General features: G+C 40.0%; 20 protein-coding genes. 9 read left to right on the top strand and 11 right to left on the bottom strand.

All coding sequences use genetic code 11. The features are described from left to right. Window positions 1–182 precede the first annotated feature (182 nt). From SGI74_06375 to SGI74_06360, 4 genes are all read right to left on the bottom strand, one after another. Entirely contained in the window at window positions 183–485 is a 303-nt protein-coding gene (locus SGI74_06375; GenBank protein MDZ4677121.1) for a putative addiction module antidote protein, read from the bottom strand. A gap of 42 nt (window positions 486–527) precedes the next feature. Next, on the bottom strand, window positions 528–815 hold the full coding sequence (locus SGI74_06370; GenBank protein MDZ4677120.1) for a type II toxin-antitoxin system RelE/ParE family toxin: 288 nt from the start codon (window positions 813–815) through the stop codon (window positions 528–530). 916 nt (window positions 816–1,731) lie between these two features. Further along, on the bottom strand, window positions 1,732–1,932 hold the full coding sequence (locus tag SGI74_06365; GenBank protein MDZ4677119.1) for a hypothetical protein: 201 nt from the start codon (window positions 1,930–1,932) through the stop codon (window positions 1,732–1,734). Beyond that, window positions 1,929–2,354: a heavy metal-responsive transcriptional regulator gene (locus SGI74_06360; GenBank protein MDZ4677118.1), complete on the bottom strand. Its 426-nt coding sequence runs from the start codon at window positions 2,352–2,354 to the stop codon at window positions 1,929–1,931. The genes SGI74_06365 and SGI74_06360 overlap by 4 nt, the downstream gene beginning before the upstream one ends. A 114-nt stretch (window positions 2,355–2,468) precedes the next feature. Between SGI74_06360 and SGI74_06355 the strand changes: the two genes are divergently transcribed. Further along, on the top strand, window positions 2,469–3,473 hold the full coding sequence (locus tag SGI74_06355) for a hypothetical protein (protein MDZ4677117.1): 1,005 nt from the start codon (window positions 2,469–2,471) through the stop codon (window positions 3,471–3,473). A 2-nt stretch (window positions 3,474–3,475) separates the two neighbouring features. Here the strand turns inward: SGI74_06355 and SGI74_06350 are convergent, their stop codons facing one another. Beyond that, window positions 3,476–4,915 (bottom strand): hypothetical protein, encoded by a 1,440-nt coding sequence (locus tag SGI74_06350; protein ID MDZ4677116.1) that lies wholly within the window; start codon window positions 4,913–4,915, stop codon window positions 3,476–3,478. A gap of 290 nt (window positions 4,916–5,205) precedes the next feature. Between SGI74_06350 and SGI74_06345 the strand changes: the two genes are divergently transcribed. Both SGI74_06345 and SGI74_06340 read left to right on the top strand, forming a co-directional pair. Further along, a complete protein-coding gene (locus SGI74_06345; protein MDZ4677115.1) occupies window positions 5,206–5,547 on the top strand; it encodes a metalloregulator ArsR/SmtB family transcription factor in 342 nt (113 codons plus the stop codon). Continuing rightward, window positions 5,531–6,232 (top strand): SRPBCC family protein, encoded by a 702-nt coding sequence (locus SGI74_06340; protein ID MDZ4677114.1) that lies wholly within the window; start codon window positions 5,531–5,533, stop codon window positions 6,230–6,232. The genes SGI74_06345 and SGI74_06340 overlap by 17 nt, the downstream gene beginning before the upstream one ends. 1 nt (window position 6,233) lies before the next feature. Here SGI74_06340 and SGI74_06335 read toward each other — a convergent pair whose 3' ends face one another. The 4 genes from SGI74_06335 to SGI74_06320 all read right to left on the bottom strand — a co-directional run bounded on the left by SGI74_06335 (window position 6,234) and on the right by SGI74_06320 (window position 9,006). Continuing rightward, window positions 6,234–7,361, bottom strand: a complete 1,128-nt coding sequence (locus SGI74_06335) for an acyltransferase (protein MDZ4677113.1) — start codon at window positions 7,359–7,361, stop codon at window positions 6,234–6,236. Window positions 7,362–7,403: 42 nt separating this feature from the next. Next, window positions 7,404–7,727, bottom strand: coding sequence for an AzlD domain-containing protein (locus SGI74_06330; GenBank protein ID MDZ4677112.1), 324 nt, complete (start codon window positions 7,725–7,727; stop codon window positions 7,404–7,406). Beyond that, entirely contained in the window at window positions 7,724–8,404 is a 681-nt protein-coding gene (locus SGI74_06325) for an AzlC family ABC transporter permease (protein ID MDZ4677111.1), read from the bottom strand. The genes SGI74_06330 and SGI74_06325 overlap by 4 nt, the downstream gene beginning before the upstream one ends. Before the next feature lie 161 nt (window positions 8,405–8,565). After that, window positions 8,566–9,006, bottom strand: a complete 441-nt coding sequence (locus SGI74_06320; GenBank protein MDZ4677110.1) for a hypothetical protein — start codon at window positions 9,004–9,006, stop codon at window positions 8,566–8,568. 175 nt (window positions 9,007–9,181) lie between these two features. Here SGI74_06320 and SGI74_06315 point away from each other — a divergent pair, with 175 nt between their 5' ends. Together SGI74_06315 and SGI74_06310 are read left to right on the top strand one after the other, a co-directional pair. Next, complete coding sequence (locus SGI74_06315) at window positions 9,182–10,111, top strand: TIGR01777 family oxidoreductase (GenBank protein ID MDZ4677109.1); 930 nt, start codon at window positions 9,182–9,184, stop codon at window positions 10,109–10,111. A gap of 13 nt (window positions 10,112–10,124) precedes the next feature. Further along, window positions 10,125–12,095 (top strand): hypothetical protein, encoded by a 1,971-nt coding sequence (locus SGI74_06310; protein ID MDZ4677108.1) that lies wholly within the window; start codon window positions 10,125–10,127, stop codon window positions 12,093–12,095. Window positions 12,096–12,105: 10 nt separating this feature from the next. On the opposite strand, the gene SGI74_06305 is transcribed toward SGI74_06310, so the two are convergent. Then, window positions 12,106–12,588, bottom strand: a complete 483-nt coding sequence (locus SGI74_06305; GenBank protein MDZ4677107.1) for a rhodanese-like domain-containing protein — start codon at window positions 12,586–12,588, stop codon at window positions 12,106–12,108. A 198-nt stretch (window positions 12,589–12,786) separates the two neighbouring features. On the opposite strand from SGI74_06305, the gene SGI74_06300 reads away from it, so the two are divergent. The 4 genes from SGI74_06300 to SGI74_06285 all read left to right on the top strand — a co-directional run bounded on the left by SGI74_06300 (window position 12,787) and on the right by SGI74_06285 (window position 15,883). Further along, on the top strand, window positions 12,787–13,782 hold the full coding sequence (locus tag SGI74_06300; GenBank protein ID MDZ4677106.1) for a DUF2914 domain-containing protein: 996 nt from the start codon (window positions 12,787–12,789) through the stop codon (window positions 13,780–13,782). An 88-nt stretch (window positions 13,783–13,870) separates the two neighbouring features. Continuing rightward, complete coding sequence (locus tag SGI74_06295; protein MDZ4677105.1) at window positions 13,871–14,245, top strand: DUF1428 domain-containing protein; 375 nt, start codon at window positions 13,871–13,873, stop codon at window positions 14,243–14,245. An 11-nt stretch (window positions 14,246–14,256) separates the two neighbouring features. Beyond that, window positions 14,257–14,751, top strand: a complete 495-nt coding sequence (locus SGI74_06290) for a hypothetical protein (protein ID MDZ4677104.1) — start codon at window positions 14,257–14,259, stop codon at window positions 14,749–14,751. A gap of 7 nt (window positions 14,752–14,758) precedes the next feature. After that, window positions 14,759–15,883, top strand: coding sequence for a DEAD/DEAH box helicase (locus SGI74_06285; protein MDZ4677103.1), 1,125 nt, complete (start codon window positions 14,759–14,761; stop codon window positions 15,881–15,883). Window positions 15,884–15,901: 18 nt separating this feature from the next. Here SGI74_06285 and SGI74_06280 read toward each other — a convergent pair. Next, a partial coding sequence (locus SGI74_06280; protein ID MDZ4677102.1) for a hypothetical protein occupies window positions 15,902–16,532 on the bottom strand: 631 nt, incomplete at its 5' end.

Below are 16,532 nucleotides of genomic sequence, written 5' to 3'. Positions count from 1 at the left end.
AATCGATCGCCACGAAAAGAGAATCGAAAATCTCGAGCAGAAAACAACTGTATTCGAAGCTGCTTTAAAAGTTAAAGATAAACCACTCGGATAACACTAGGTTGCAAAAAATTGGGAGCCTGGTTTCGCGGGGCAGATCGAGCCAAGCGGCCCCATCTTTTCTCGCTCCGTAAAGAGACCTTTTAATCACCCGATGCCTTTTTTCTCACTTGAAGTTCATAGCCAAGGGCATTCATGATGGAATTGAAACTATCTAGAGTAGGATTTCCGTGCTCGGAAAGAATCGTGTATAAGTGCTCTCTTTGAATTCCAGTTTTCTTAGCTACTTCGGCGATCCCTCTTACTTTTGCAAGGTCTCTTATGGCTAACAAGATGGTACTTGCTTCTTTACTTTTCATGGCGTCATTAAGATAAGCTTCCGCTGACTCAGCGTCCTCTAGCTCTTTATAAAAATCCTGTTTAAAATTAATTTTTTTTCGTTTCATTTTTCCGCTCCCGATATTCTTTCCATCTTGTCTTTGCCACTTTTATATCTTTGGTTTGAGTGCTCTTATCTCCAACCACCAAAATAATAATGAGCTTATCTCCATCAAGCCCACGTAAACTCGATATCCTGGACCATAATCAATTTTTAATTCGGTTACTCCGTCACCTAGACCTCTTGTATAGCCAAAGTTTCCTTCTTCTAAGCGCCGGATTCGGCCTTTAATAACAACGCGGGTCCTCTTATCTTTGAGACTTTCAAGCCACTCAAAGGCGGGATATTGCCCCTCTTCGTCTTCGTAATATTCAATGATCCTGCTTTTGCCTTCCATCTCAGGAACAAATGTAAGTTAAAACATACAAATTGTCAAGAAGAATTGCCCTATCGAAAGATATGAGAACTGGTCTGATGCCACCATGAATCACGGGCGTATACGGAAGTCGGAATTGCTTCCTTCTTCCATGTTTAGCGTCCCGATTTGAGTAGAGTTCCTGGGTGCGATGAAGTCAGTGATGACCTCAGGGGTGCATATTTTAGAGTTGGTTGATGATCATGCCCCTCGGACCAAACTAAGCCTTCGCGCAAATCGAGCTATTTAGTAAGCGGAATAGATTCGGATGATGGACAAAACAGAGATGTGGTGATGCACTTTAGAAATGGTAAGAAAAACTCTTATATTCCTATTAATGGCACATTCTATAGTCAGCCTTCTGGTTTTCCGCTCGGCTGACGTTCTTAGCGTGTTTCCACCTTTTCATGAAATTCACACTTATCAAATTTTTTCTGATTTGGGAGTCTCACTAAGCATAGTAATGCTTTTTATATATCGAGAAATAAAACTAAAAAAGAAACGGATGATAGCTTTCGTTTTCTGCGGAGTGGCAACTTTGCTCTTTGGTTCATTTGCTCCACTAATTTTCTTACTTATTAATCAAGATCTATTCGACTAACACTTCATTTTGAAATAACGAATTAATCGAAAGGCACTTGAAATCCAAGGGCTTTTTCTTTGACCACATGTCATGAGTTCCTGTGGTCTTGACCACCCTAATGAGAATTTTATCATTCTCAATTCTATAAATGATCCTCCCTTTAAGGCTATCCAGACCAATTTCTTTCATAACCTGAATGGCAAAAGGGTTGACATGAGTTGCCTTGGAACCCGCACTTTGAATCAGTGCGTGAACTCCGCCAACCGTTCGGCCATTTGGCTTCGAGTTGAATTTGCGACACAAAGAAATAAAATATTAGCCACAACAAGCTTTCTTGTTTTCTTCAGTTACTGGAAGTTGCTCGTGAACATAAAAAATTTCCCAAGAATTTCCATCTGGATCACTGACCCAAACTTTATCCTGTCTAGCAAAACAGCACTCGGTGTCACTTTCAACTAATTTTACTAAACCAAGTTCTGTAAGTTTTTTTACATTTAACGATACATGGGCTCTCATTGACAACCTCCTGTGGTTTCAAAACATTCAAGTATTGGACAATCTGTGAGAGATTGTGTTCCATCCTCACAGCACTCACGAATTTGTTTAAGTGATTTTTTCATTTGCTGAAGATCTTTAATTTTCTTTTCTACTTCTAGAATTTTTTCATCAGCCTTCTTCATAACATGACCACAAGTTGCTTTTTTATCGACCTTAAGTTTAAGCAACTCTTTCACCTCGCGAAGGGTGAACCCAAGTTCTTGAGCTCTTTTTATAAAGAGAATGCGAGAAACGTAATCCAGTGGATAAGTCCTAAAACCACTTGAAGGTCTTTGAGGCTTTGGAAGAACTCCCACTTTCTCGTAGAACTTCACAGTTTCCACCGTTACGCCTGATTTCTTCGCCAATACACCAATTGTCATGTCTTTTTCGATCTTCATACTAAGAGGATACACTCGGTAGTATAGTACCGAGTCAATAGAAATTTTTTATGAAAGGAATCAGCTACTTAGAAAGACGTTGATTGATTTCCTGTGAGAATATAAATTATTATTATGGCAGATAGAATTACACGCGAAGAAGAAACCCAAGAATCCGTTCATTATCTCAACTCTGATAAGGCGCAACAATGTGTTGAGGCTGATGCCTATTGGCCCAAATGGGATTCTCCGTGGTGGCATATGCTTCTCTTGCATGAAATGGGAGAGACAAAACAAATCCCAGAAACAATTATTAAAAAATATGTTGCTTCACTTAATAGAATTCCATTGAAGATTTTCCCAATCCATTCTGATGAATTACCAGCGGGAGTTGATCCTTACCGCGGATATCCATGTCATTGTCAGTTGGGGAATGTCTATCAGGTTTTAGCCGCATGGGGTCTCGATGTAGATAAAGAGCTTCCATGGATACGACCATGGCTTCTTCGTTATCAAATGGCTGATGGTGGTTTGAACTGTGATAGTGATGCCTATCTTGTGAAAGATGAAGTCCCAAGTTCAATGGTTGGAACGATTGCGGCGTTTGAAGCGGTTTTGTTATATACGCCAAGACCATGGACTGCCGAAGAAATGGTTTTTCTAAACAAGGGTGCACAGTTTCTCATTGATCGTAAACTCATGCATGGTTCACAGACAAAACACAATGCAAACGAACGTGAAGACGAAAAAGAATGGCTGAAACCCTGCTTTCCTCGTTTTTATTTCTATGATGTGTTGCGCGGTTTAAACGCAATCTTATTATGGGCTGAAAAGACGAAGCAAGCTTTACCAGCCGAAGCTGTCACAGAGGTTGTGAATTACCTGGCTAAACGTTTTCCTGATGGAAAAATACGTAATGAGCGACATTCTTACGAAGAAGTTGGTTCGATTTCACAATCTGCGTCAGGAGAGTGGCTTCGCGGCCGACCAGCAACATTTTTTCCACTGCTAACAAAATTGAGCTCGATCGGTGAAGAGTCTCCCTATCTTTCGCGACAATGGGTTGAAGCTAGAAAGAGACTGGAAATAAATCAGAAAATAAAAAAGCCCACCACGAAGGGTGGGCTAGTTGTTTTATAAATTTACTTAATCACATTAAAGTTTTCAGGAACACCTGTTTTTGGATTCACTTGGGTAGTCCCGTGCAAGCTTTTAAGAGCTAGTGGTTTTTTAGGATCAACCGTTGGCTTTACAACTGTGGTTGTTGCGCTGCTTTCGCCACCAGTTAGCTTATCAACTTTTCCTTGCAATGATTTTACAAGTTCAAGATCTTTAGCAGCTTGACTTGCGGACTTTGAAGCTTCAAGGGCGCGTGCTTGTTGTGTGGCAGCTTCAGCACTTTCTTTTACAGCAACTGCTTCAGCATTTTTTAAATTACTCTGTGCTTTAAGTAATTGACCATTTAATGATTCAGCAAGTTCTTTGTCAGCGTTGAGTAGTTTGCTTTCGATTGCTTTGTGAGCATTTTGTGCATTCTTTAAAACAGCTTGTGCTTTCACAGCTTCTGCTGTTTCTTTTGCAGCCAGAGCAGATGCTGTAGCAGCTGTGGTAGATTTTTCTTGAGCGACTTTTGCTAGTTGTGCTGATTGATCTTGAAGTGCTTTAAGTTCACCACGTGATTTGGCAATGTTCTCTGCTCTTTTGAGAAGTTCAACTTCTGTTGAAGGTAAAGCAGATTTTTGAGCGACTTGTTCTACAGCTTGTCCTGTAGTGTTTTCATTATTTGCCATTTTCAGATTTGTGGGGTTTTTAGATTTTGCAGCAGCTCTTACTTTTGCCGTTTTAAGGGCTGAGTTTAATTTATTTACAGGTATGAAAATCGTAGCTGCGGTTCCACCGATTAAATGAAAAATTTGTTTTGGATCGCCGCTCTTAATAACGCTAAGTACTTCACTTCCTAAAACGATGGGAGCTTTCACTCCATTTTGAAGTACAAGTCTGAATATTGAAGACTTAGGTTCAAAAGGAAGGTCGTCCTCACCACTAACCAAAACATATACAGCTTGTGAGCTATCACTAATTTGGTAATAGATTTCAGGTAATAAATTTAAAATAGCATCACGAGCACCCATAAGAGAATGTTTGATTGCGACTTTGCTATTAAGGATCAGTTCTTTTTTTAATTCATTAGAAAAACTTGTTTTTGCATAGGCTACATCAAGGGGTTTTTTCAAACCGATTACGATTACAGGAGCAGTATTTGAGGTGGGCTCTGGACTGCCGGCAATTATGAGATTATCAATTTGAATTTTGCCATCTGCATTTAATTCTTCCATCATTTTGTCTACAGAATCGTAACTTTCTTTTAAAGCAGTTCGTTCGGCTTCTTCGCCTTTTGCCAACTCTTCTTTCAACGCCCGCAGTAATTCATCTGCTTCTGCTTTGGTTAATTCCTGGGGGCCTTTAACTGACTCACTAGGCATTGTTGAAGTCTGTTGATCTTGATGATAATTTGTTTTAGCCAATACAGTAGTGCTTGATACAAAGCTCGCTAAAACAACAAGAGATACAATTCGGTTCATATAGATCGCTCCAAAAAAAAGTAAACAATAACCTTAGCATGAGAATGTTTAGCAAGGAATGTTCCACCCTGTATTTGAATGCCTGTTCGATATAGAGCTGATTTAAATATATCCGATGACGGTTTACGGCACCTTTAGGTGTTGATAAGACAAATTTGGTTAGCGCTACTAATAACTAATAATAACTTAGCATGTGCATTAAAATCAGCTACCTTGTAAGAATTTTTGTAAAATTTCAATGAATACCAAATGGTTGACTATTAATTAGAGTCGTTTTAATATTTAACCATATGGTTAACATTCAAGCTGCACAACTAGACCTGCTTTTTTATGCACTTTCTGATTCCACGCGTCGCCAGATAATGGCTTTGGCGGGCAGAAAAGCGCATACCATCACTGAGCTTGCGAAACCATTTAAGATGTCCCTGGCGGCGGTTTCTAAACACATTAAAATTTTGGAAGACGCAAAGCTTCTCATTCGAAGACGTGAAGGCCGTATACATTTTTGTACACTTGATGCACGGCAACTCAAAACAGCCGAAGCATGCATTAAATTTTATACTAAATTTTGGAATCAACGATTGGATTTACTCGCACAAAACCTGGAGGCCCCACATGGCAAACGAAAATAAAATGCACGATCTTATAGTAGAAAAAACGATACCTAAAAATGCTGCTGAAGTTTTTAGAGCAATTGGGGAGGGGCGTCTTTTTCTAAACTGCAGTGCTGATACCGAATTGCTTAAAATTGATTTTAAAGTTGGTGGAAAATACTCTATCGAATTCTTAAATTACAATATGAAAAATCACGGTGAGTTCTTAGAAATTATACCAAATCAAAAAATCGTGTTTACATGGTGTCAAGACTACGACAGCAATCCCATACCTGATACCAAGGTAGTGATTATACTTAAAGATGTGGGTGGTAAAACCGCACTTACCCTCACACATACAGGCTTCACTGATCTTGAAAATAAGGATGCACATCAAGGTGGATGGAACGGTGGCCTTGACGATTTGCGTGAAGAAATTAGTAACGGAAAACTTCGATTGGCGCGTAAGTACTCACTACCTGTCGAAAAACTTTACGAGATATGTAAAAGTCCGAAAAGTGAAATCACAGGTGATGTTATTGAGAGCGTTCCTAATAAAAAAATTGTCATTAAAATGGGTGAAACCAAAGTAACACTATTGTTTGACACTGAAGATGATAAAAGTAGCTCTTGGATCGAACTTCTTCATGAGGGGTTGAAAACTGAAACCCAACAAAAAACTCAACGAGCAGGGTGGGATTCACTTCTCAAGCAATTGAAATAAGTTAACTAGATGGAAATAATTTGTTTCTGATTTTTAATGCAGGTTCTTCGATAATCAAAAACATCAGTGCGCCTAAAAAAATGGGTGTTCCTAGATATATCAATTCAAACAAAATACCTTTCCACCCCAGCATACTTCCAGATATGCCAAGAGTAGCTGTGATTCGATTAGCAATGGGTTTTGCAAAATAGCCATGCCAAACATAAATGGCATAACTCCTTACACCTATAAAAACAAATGGTGCAAATAACCATTGTGTCCACCGTGAGTTTACTGACTTTGGATTTGTGGTTCTAAAATGAGCAAATAAAACTATTCCAGAGAAAGCCACATAAAGAAGGCTTAATCCAAAAGGATATAAAAACATTTGAGCCTTGTCGGGATAAAAATAGGTAGTTAATCCCAAGGCTACGCTCACAAAAAAGATATAAAACTGAAAAGGTCTAAGTTTTTCAAGTCTATGGTTTTTAAAATGGACTAGATAAGAGAGAAAAACCCCGGCGAAGAGTGAGTCAAATCGCAGATGACTTGGAAATACCAGCGTAAATTCTTTTGCCTCTGGGTTTAGCCTGTAAGTTAGAGCTCTTAAAACCAAACAAGTAATAGCAACAAAGAGAAAAAGATGTGTCACACTCACTTTTGAGTTACCCATTTTTTTAAGTTTGTATAAAACACCCAAAGCTAAAGGCAAGATCAGATAGAAGTGTTCTTCAACACCAAGACTCCAGAGCCACCCAACTTGACTGGTTTGAGAAAAGTAGTTTTGCACATGAAAGAAATTGGGAAGAAGGGCCGTTAAGACTGTTGAGTCGCCTCGTAGAATTTGAAATGTACAGTAGACTAACAAAAATGCAAAGTAACCGGGCCAAACTTTAAAAGCTCGTCTAATAAAAAATCTCTTCACCTGAATTTTTGAAGTTTTCTGATATTCTTTAAATAGAAGACCACCGACAAGAAAACCACTGAGTACAAAAAATAAATCCACCCCGGCCCAACCAATTCGATTCAAAACAACCATTGGGAAATATAAAAATGAATGGTTCTCAGGAAAAATGGGAGTATGGGAGATAACAACCATGAGAATGGCTACTCCGCGGACGATGTCGAGATAAGGGCTTCTATTTATCATGCCCAAATTCTAGCATATTCAATTTTAAATAATCAAACTCCATTAGAGCTGAGTCATGAAATAAAGTGCAACCAAACCAAAACCAACAGTTGCCAGTGTACTGCGAGAAAAATAACAAACCACAGTTGCAAAAATTAAAATCAAAAAGCGTTCTTTGTCATAAGCCCAAGCCACTTTGCCTTGATGAAAGAAAACAGACGGCGTAACAAAGGCGGGTAAAATGGCCGCAGGAATGTATGAGAAAATTTCTTTAACTCGATCAGATATTTTTACGCGAGCTGAAAGGGCAATGATTGACCCACGAATGGCAAGAGTGCCGATTGCTAAGAAAAAAATATTTTGCCAAAAGTAACTAGCCTCGATCATTTTACACCCTTCTTTTGCGTAAGTAGGGTTGCAAGAAGTATAGATAAGGCTGCAGTCGCAATTAAGCCGGTTTTATAGGGCATTGGGTTTAATAGCAGGGCAATACAACCAGAAAAAATAGCGGTGATTACGTATTTGTAATTTTTAAAAGTTGGAATCGCAAGAGCTATGAAACTTAATGGTACGGCATAATCTAATGCCCATGAAGATGGGGCAAAGTTTCCGAAAATAAAGCCCGCAACAACTGATAGGTGCCAAGTCAAAGCCATGCAAACACATGAGCCTAAATAGAATTGTACGGCATCTTCATTTGTCTTAAGTTTATGTTGATTGGCCATCATGATTGCGTAACTTTGATCTGTTAAAAAGTAAGCACTTATAAATTTAATAAAAAAAGAAGATCTTTGAACTAATGGAGAAAGGGCTGCGCTATATAATAAAAAGCGAAGGTTGATAATAAGACCTGTTGCTACAATTACAAGGGTTGCTGCATGTTTTGTCATAAGCTCAACAGTTGCTAGTTGAGCGGCACCTGCGAAGACAAATACATTCATCGATACGGCTTGAAAAAGGCTGAGTTTTGCTTCTGAGCATACTGTTCCCATCACGGCACCAAACGGTATTACACCCGTAATGATAGGAAGCATTGCTTTAAAACCACTTTTAAACAGATTCACATTTGCATAGTAAGCGGGTTTTATAACTGTCGCAAATAATCTTCCAGTTTTTCAAAACTTCCGCCCCAACCCTGTGACATACCAGCCCATGCATTGTGTAAGTTCTCAATAAAAAGCCACCAATGTGGTGGCTTTATTTTAATCTCAGGTATTGTAAATTCTTATTTAGCAGTTTGTTTAGCTTTTTTAGCAGCTTTTTCTTCAGGAGAAAGACCCCATGGTGATTCTTTTGGACCACGATCTGAACCCTTGCCACCTCTGCCGCCTTTGCGATCTTTTGGCTCAGGTTTTTGGCCGGGTTTAGACCCAGTCAAAACGGGAACATCGAGTACATAATAATGTTCTTCAACCTTAGTAGAACGAGCTGGGGGATTTTCGCCTTCGCTCAGAGTCATAACAACAACACGTCTAAGATTTGAAATGTCAGTGCCAATAACATCTAGTGCGCGTACAAAATGATTTAGTTTTTCACCCTCAAATTTAAAGGTCTCGCCCAAGCATGCTTGAATCTCTTCAGGAGTTTTACTCTCAGCTGCTAATGTGTTTTTTGCTTGAAGTGCTTTACTTAAAATAAATCCTGGAAATTCTGTGAAAACTTTCATTTTTTAATCCTTTGCATATGTTAAGGGAGCATATTGATATGAAAACGATGTTTCGTCAACGGCTATCGACGACTTCAAAGCTCAATAATGGCGGCGTCGCCAATTAAATGCTGAACTAACTGCTATTGAGCTTTATCTGACTTGCAAAGTAGTGAAAGTTCCGTACATTTACTTTATGAAAATCTTGCTCACTGGTGCCACAGGTTTTATAGGTCGCAAATTAGCGATTCAGTTGTCAAAAGATGGGCATGATCTTGTTCTTTTAAGTCGTGATCCAGAGCGTGCCTCTCTACAAGTCGGCGTTGAATGTCAGATTTTTAAATGTGATCTTGCGCTGAGTGAGCCACCTACAGAGGCCCTCTCAAATATTGATGCTGTAATTCACTTGGCAGGTGAATCAGTGGCAAGCGGGCGCTGGACTCTTTCCCGCAAACAAAAAATTTATGATTCGCGAATTAAAAGCACTCGTAACTTGGTAAATAGTTTTAAGTCTGTGGGAGTACAGGCTCCAAAATTGTTTTTGGCAGCTTCTGCAATTGGATTCTACGGTGACCGTGGTGATGAAGTGTTATCCGAAAATTCAGTTAAAGGTATAGGATTTCTCGCCGATCTTTGTAATGAATGGGAAGCTGAATCAAATCGGGCAAAAGGTAAAGATACGCGCGTCGTTACTCTTCGTTTAGGTGTTGTTTTCGGAGAGGGTGGTGGGGCATTGACGCAAATGTTGCGACCCTTTACAGCCGGTCTTGGAGCAAAACTTGGTTCAGGTAAACAATGGATGAGTTGGATTCACTTAGAAGATGTTGTTGGGGCAATATGTTTTATTCTCAAAAATGAAAATATAATTGGCCCTGTAAATGGAGTTTCAGAAGAACCGATCACCAATAGCGAATTCACTCAAGTCTTGGCTGGTGTGTTAAAAACAAAAGCACGACTTACTCTACCTGCGATTGCACTTGGTATTGCGCTAGGTGAAATGTCGAGTGTGGTCTTGGGAAGTTCCAAGGTAATTTCCAGTCAGCTCAAATCTCATGGATTTAAGTTTACTTATCCACATTTGCACAAAGCTTTATCAGGCATTTTAAATTCCAACTTAGCGAATTAGGAGCTCTTCAAATATGAAAAATAATTTGAAATCTGAAATGTTAAAACTTGCACCACTTCCAGTAGCTCGTACATCTTTACCAAGAACAGCTCTTGGTCGGTGGCTGCATCCCCAAGAACATGCGATAGAGGGTAGTGAACATGCCGAGACAAAACCTTGGCATCAAGTTTTGTGGCTTACGGGGGTTGATTACTTCTCAACACTTGGTTATCAGCCGGGCTTGGCACTTCTTGCCGCGGGAATTTTATCGCCCATCGCTACACTGATTTTAATTGCTGTGACACTGTTATGTGCCTTGCCCACATATTCCCAAGTAGCTCGTAGATCTTTTGCTGGTCAGGGCTCAATTGCGATGCTTGAAAACTTACTTAATGGTTGGCGCTCAAAAATATTTGTCTTAGTTCTTCTAGGGTTTGCGGCAACTGATTTTATAATTACAATTACGCTCTCATCTGCAGATGCGGCACTGCATCTTGCAGAGAACCCATTTCTTCATGAAATATTGGGTAACTCTCAACTCAGCATAACCATGGTGTTGATCACTTTACTTGCTATTGTATTTTTAAAAGGATTTTCTGAAGCCATCGGCCTTGCGCGCCTCATCGCTGTTCCGTATATATTATTAAATTTTCTTGTGCTCTTTGCGGGAGTTTGGGAAATCATTCAGCACCCCGAAGTATTTGCGAATTGGACAAACGCGGTAAGTGCAAGGGGTGATTGGTCGCAGTTGATTTTAGTATCTGTACTCGTTTTTCCAAAGCTTGCTCTTGGAATGAGCGGTTTTGAGACGGGCGTTTCTGTAATGCCTCTAGTTGCTGGCAGTGATAAAACTGGTAGAATTAAAAACACACAAAAACTACTTGTAGCAGCAGCGCTACTTATGTCTGTGTTGTTATTATTATCAAGTATTGTCACGACACTTCTTATTCCAAATCAAGCATATGAAACTGGTGGAGCCGCAAATGGTCGGGCCCTTGCTTTTTTGGCGCATCAGTTATTGGGCAGTACTATTGGAAGTGTTTACGATGCTTCGACGATTTTAGTACTTTGGTTTGCTGGTGCTTCAGCAATGGCTGGAATGTTAAATCTTATTCCGCGGTATTTACCTCGATTTGGAATGGCACCACTTTGGGTTGCCCATCGTCGACCACTGGTTCTCGTTCTTTTTGCAGTTGCAGTCGGTGTGACTTGGCTTTTTGATGCCGATGTTGAAGCCCAGGGAAGTGCCTATGCAACGGGAGTTCTAGCGCTCATGCTTTCAGCCGCAGTTGCGGTGTCATTGGCATTTTGGCGAGAAGCTAAAGATGCTGTGAATAAAAAAAGAGAAATGAAATTATGGAGTTTTTATTTTGCCGCCGTTGCCTTGGTATTTGCATTTACATTTTTAGATAACGTTATTCTAAAACCTGAAGGCCTCATGATTGCTGGTGGTTTTATTCTAGCAATTTTAATTTTCGGTGCTTTCAGTCGATCTCAACGGGCATTTGAACCCAGGGTTGATAAAATCACACTAGAAAATGAAGCCACTGCTGAGATTTGGTCTCGCATCATTAATAAAAAGGTGCACCTTGTGCCGCTTGCAGACACAACACCAGAGCTTCGAGCTAAAAAAGCATTGGAGCTAAGAAAATATTATCGTTTCGAAGGGCCAATTGCTTTTGTGCATGTTGTACTTTCTGATAATCGCAGTGAGTTTCTCTCAGAGCTAAAAATTAATGTCACAGAAGAGAGTACAGGCGACGTCATGATTGAAGTGTCAGGAGCAATTGCCATTGCAAACACGATCGCCTATGTGAGTGAGCTATTAAATCCCATTAGTGTTTATATTGGGCTCACGCGTATGAACCTCATGAATCAAGCATTTCGTTATTTGGTATGGGGAGAAGGTGAAACGGGGCTTCTTGTTTATCGAATTTTACTACGCTATTGGGAATGGACACCTGAGGATGATGTACGGCCCTTAATTTTTCTCATGAGTGAGTAATCAAACTTAATTACTGAGATCTGTTCCAGGGCATTCGTGCTAGAAGTTCTGCCATACCGCAAAAACCAGTTACTCCTGCAAATATTAATCCTGCACCGACAAATCCAGATAGAAAGATAAACGAAGGGTTCACAAAGTATGCGAGTACCACACCGGTGAGCACAAGACTTCCCGCGACCAATTGCACTTGACGCATAATGGGAAGACATATTTTTTGTGAAGTGATCGTTGGTTTGCCTTGCCGTGCCCACTCTGTGATTCCACCGTTAAATACTTCAAGTGTAACGCCTTCGCAAAAGCTCGCTGCTTGAGAGGCGGCAATGTTTGCGCGTTTGCCACTTCTGCAAATCAACAAAACTGATTTTCCAGAAAATGTTTTAAAGAGTGCGGGCGCTTGTCGCTCAAAGTTCGACAGGGGGACATGAATTGAATTTTCGATATGTTCGGAATCAAATTCGTCTTTTTCACGGACATCAATAATAACTTGGTGCATAAGTAATTTAAACCCCTTGTTTTGTTAAGACATCTTACACTTTTATGCTAAGTTGATTTTAAGTCAAATTTAGTATTTTTAAAAAGGAAATTCATGTATCTCGCGCGCTTTAAGATTTACATCAATGCGCTCTACATAAAGTATGAGCGCTGGGTTCCGTGCGTCTCATTTCTGCTCGGATTTTTATTCGATATGGTGATGTTGCATCGTATTGATGAGCCGGTTGTTATATTTCAACAGGCTTTATATCTCGTAATTGCAGCATATTTGATCGGTGCTGAATTGATCGCACAAACACGTGAATTTCTTATCCCCTCGATGTTAAGTAAAGTTTGGAAGTATCGAGAATTTTTCCTACATTTTCTACTTGGTACACTTTTAAATAGTTATGCAATATTTTATTTCAAGAGTGTCTCGGCATTTACATCAATGTTTTTCATTGTACTTTTGGTTGCACTTCTCATCATCAATGAGTTTAAGCGTTTTGGAAAATCTCAGACGCAAGTTCACCTTGCGTTTTTGAGTCTTTGCTCAATTTCGTATTTTATTGCACTTGTACCAATCGTTGTAGGTTCAATTGGTGTGATTCCTTTTTTAAGTGCAGTGCTCTTATCAATCGGATCATTCACTGTTTATTATTTCATACTCAAACCAAAACTTGCAGCAAACCCATTACTTCTGAAAACACATTTACTTAAACCCTTTGCAGCCATTCATATTGTTTTTGTGATGTTATATTTTGCAAATGCGATTCCACCTGTTCCACTTTCAGTAAAATACATGGGCATTTATCACGGTGCAGAGAAAACTGAAGCTGGTTATGAACTCACCTACACGCGGCCTCAATGGAAGTTCTGGCAACATGGTGATCAAACTTTTTTAGCAAGACCGGGTGACGCAATTTATTGTTATATGCAGATTTTTTCTCCCACACGATTCAAAGATAAGTTGCAAGTACGTTGGCTTTATTGGGATGAAAATCGAGGCTGGCTTCCTTCTGATGCTATACCATTACAAGTCCTTGGTGGTCGTGAAGAGGGCTTTAGAGCAGTAACACTGAAAAATAATTTTCAACCTGGGCTTTGGCGTGTTCGGGTTGAAACAATGGGGAATCAAGAAATTGGCCGCATCGATTTTGACGTCGTTCAAGATGAAACTGATGGTGTTCGTTACTTACACAAAGACATATTTTAAACCTTTATACAAACATGCTTGCATGCCCCTCATTTAATGGCTAACTTCGCAAATGATTTTATTCGTTATAATATGAGGAGATATTTATATGGGTATTTATGTAGATGGCTTTATAGTTCCAGTTCCCAAGAAAAAACTCAATGCATACATCAAGCTAGCTAAGTTGGCAGGTAAAATTTGGATTGAGCATGGTGCACTTGAGTATGTTGAATGCGGCGCTGATGATGTTAAAAAAGGAAAAATCACATCGTTTCCACGAAGTATTAAAATGAAAAGCACTGAAACAGTTTTCTTTTCATGGGCCACTTATAAATCTCGCGCTCATCGTGATCAGGTAATGGCAAAAGTTATGAAAGACCCACGCATGAAAATGTCTGATCCAAAAGATTGGCCTTTTGATGGAATGCGTATGATCTTTGGTGGTTTTAAATCACAAGTGTCACTTAAACGTTCAAAGCGATAATCGGGGAAATTATGAGACATTATTATTCATTTGTATTATTGCTTGTATCTCTAGTGTTTTTAAATTCTACACAAAGTTTAGCTGATCAACCCTTTTTTGATCTGGTTTGTAAATCAGGAGAAAATATGCGTGTAGAGATGAAGCTGATAAATGCTGGAGGACTATCCGTATCGGTTACATCACAATTTATTGTGAATTTTAAAAAAGCTACAACTGCTGCAGCCAACATGAATGATGGCGAATGTGCATGGAGAGACAGACCCTTAAACTCCAATGAGGCAGCTTGTTTTTTTACCAATCTTGACGATTTCGCGACTTCTATTTCATTGCCTAAAAAAATTGGCTTTAAAAACGGAGGTACCGTACTTACAGGATCAGGAACTGTATTCACTCATTTAACTGAAATGGATCGGGTTAAAAAATTAAGAGGCCCCGTTGGTGAGCGTGTAGTGGTGCGTGCGAGAAATGTTGAACCTGGCAGGTGCCTTGAAGTAAATTTGTTTTAGGAGTTGTATGAGTTCCTTTGCTAGTTTTAATTTGTTGCCTTCACTTCAACAAACTTTGAACGATAAAAAATATAAAGTGCCTACTGAAATTCAGGTTCGTGCAATTCCATTACTGCTTGATAAACAATCGGTAGTGGGAGTCGCTGAAACGGGTAGTGGAAAAACACTTGCCTACGCATTGCCCATTTTGCACATGCTTAAAATGTTGGAGAATGAAAAAAACCCAGTAAAAATTGATGGGCAACCGCGCGCACTCATAATTGTTCCCACGCGGGAATTGGGTGAACAAGTAGCAAAGGTTTTTAAGATATTTACGCACTCAACAAGACTGCGTGTACGCACTATTCTTGGTGGTACAAAAATGGAAGTGGCTAAGAAAAATATCAGCGGCCCTTTTGAAATTCTAGTTGTCACACCTGGGCGAACAATTAAACTTTTAGATCAACGTCGGCTAAATTTAAGTGATGTACGAACTTTAGTTTTTGATGAAGCGGATCAAATGCTTGATGAAGGTTTTTTATCCGCAGCACATAAAATATTAGAAGCTTGCACAACCAAACCTCAGATGGCTTTATTTTCAGCAACTGTTTCTGATGCCGTTCAAGAGCTTATCAGTGAATTATTTTCTGATGTTGAGGTTATCAGAAGTGGCGGGAGTCACAGAGTTCCGCAATCCCTCACAACCGTAAATCGAAAAGTAATCGATGGTAAGCGTGAGCCACTCTTAGAGAACTTGCTTAAAGAAAAAGCAAAAGGTGGAACAATTATTTTCACCAACACCAGAGAACAGTGCGACAAACTCGCCCTCATCATTGAGGGAATGGGCCATAAGTGTACTGTTTATCGCGGTGAAATGGATAAAATGGAGCGACGAAATAATCTTAAGTCGTTTCGCGAAGGTAAGGTTGATCTTTTGATTTCAACAGATCTCGCATCTCGTGGTCTTGATCTTGAGCATGTAGGTCGCATTATTAATTATCATCTGCCTCGAGAAATTGAAAATTATCTACATCGTGTTGGTCGAACTGCGCGAGCCGGTCGATCAGGTGTTGTTTTTAATTTTGTTACCGAGCGCGATGAACCATTGGTTTTAAAAATAGAAAAGTCAAAGGCGATTGGGTCTAAGAATTAATTCAGATATTATTTTTACTCAACGTAGACACTGACCGGTCCCACATTGCACACCACAATCGTCAGAGAATCCACCGCAATAGTGGGGGTCGTCGGTGTGAATAATACATGTTGTTGCAACACAAGCTGTCGCACTTGGGGTTGCCGTCGCAGCAGCTGAAGGAGATTCATCAGGTGATGACGACACAGACGCTTCAGGTGATGCCTCGGGAGATGCAGACGCTTCAGGTGATGACCCTGCGCTAGGTGTTGGAGTTGGAGTTGGTGTTGGGCAAGCAGTGCAAGTATTTCTCCTGCAATCATCATTACCACCACAGGGTGATGGGCACCCAGTGCCATTTGGTCTTGTGCTAGCAGGACACGAGTCATTACAATCATCATTGGGTACAGCATCTGGACAGTAAGTGTCTGTCGTGGGGCACCCAGTGCCTGGGGGTATGAGAATCCCTGGGCAATCGTCACCACAACCATCTTGTGGTAGAGCATCACCTGCACAATAAGGTGCTGGAGGCGGACACTCATATACGCAAAACCTGGTTGTTGTAGCAGCGCTCTGATTTTGTGCCTGATCGTATGCGATAAACGAGATCGTGTAGTACCCTTTTGATAACTCACTAAGTCTTACATTGATTCCTGTTTGAGAACGATTT

This window comes from Oligoflexia bacterium (genome assembly GCA_034439615.1).
In the GTDB taxonomy this organism is placed as follows: Bacteria; Bdellovibrionota; Bdellovibrionia; order JABDDW01; family JABDDW01; genus JAWXAT01.
The sequence above is the reverse complement of the archived record's forward strand: the minus strand, read 5'-3'. Positions and strand labels throughout refer to the sequence as shown.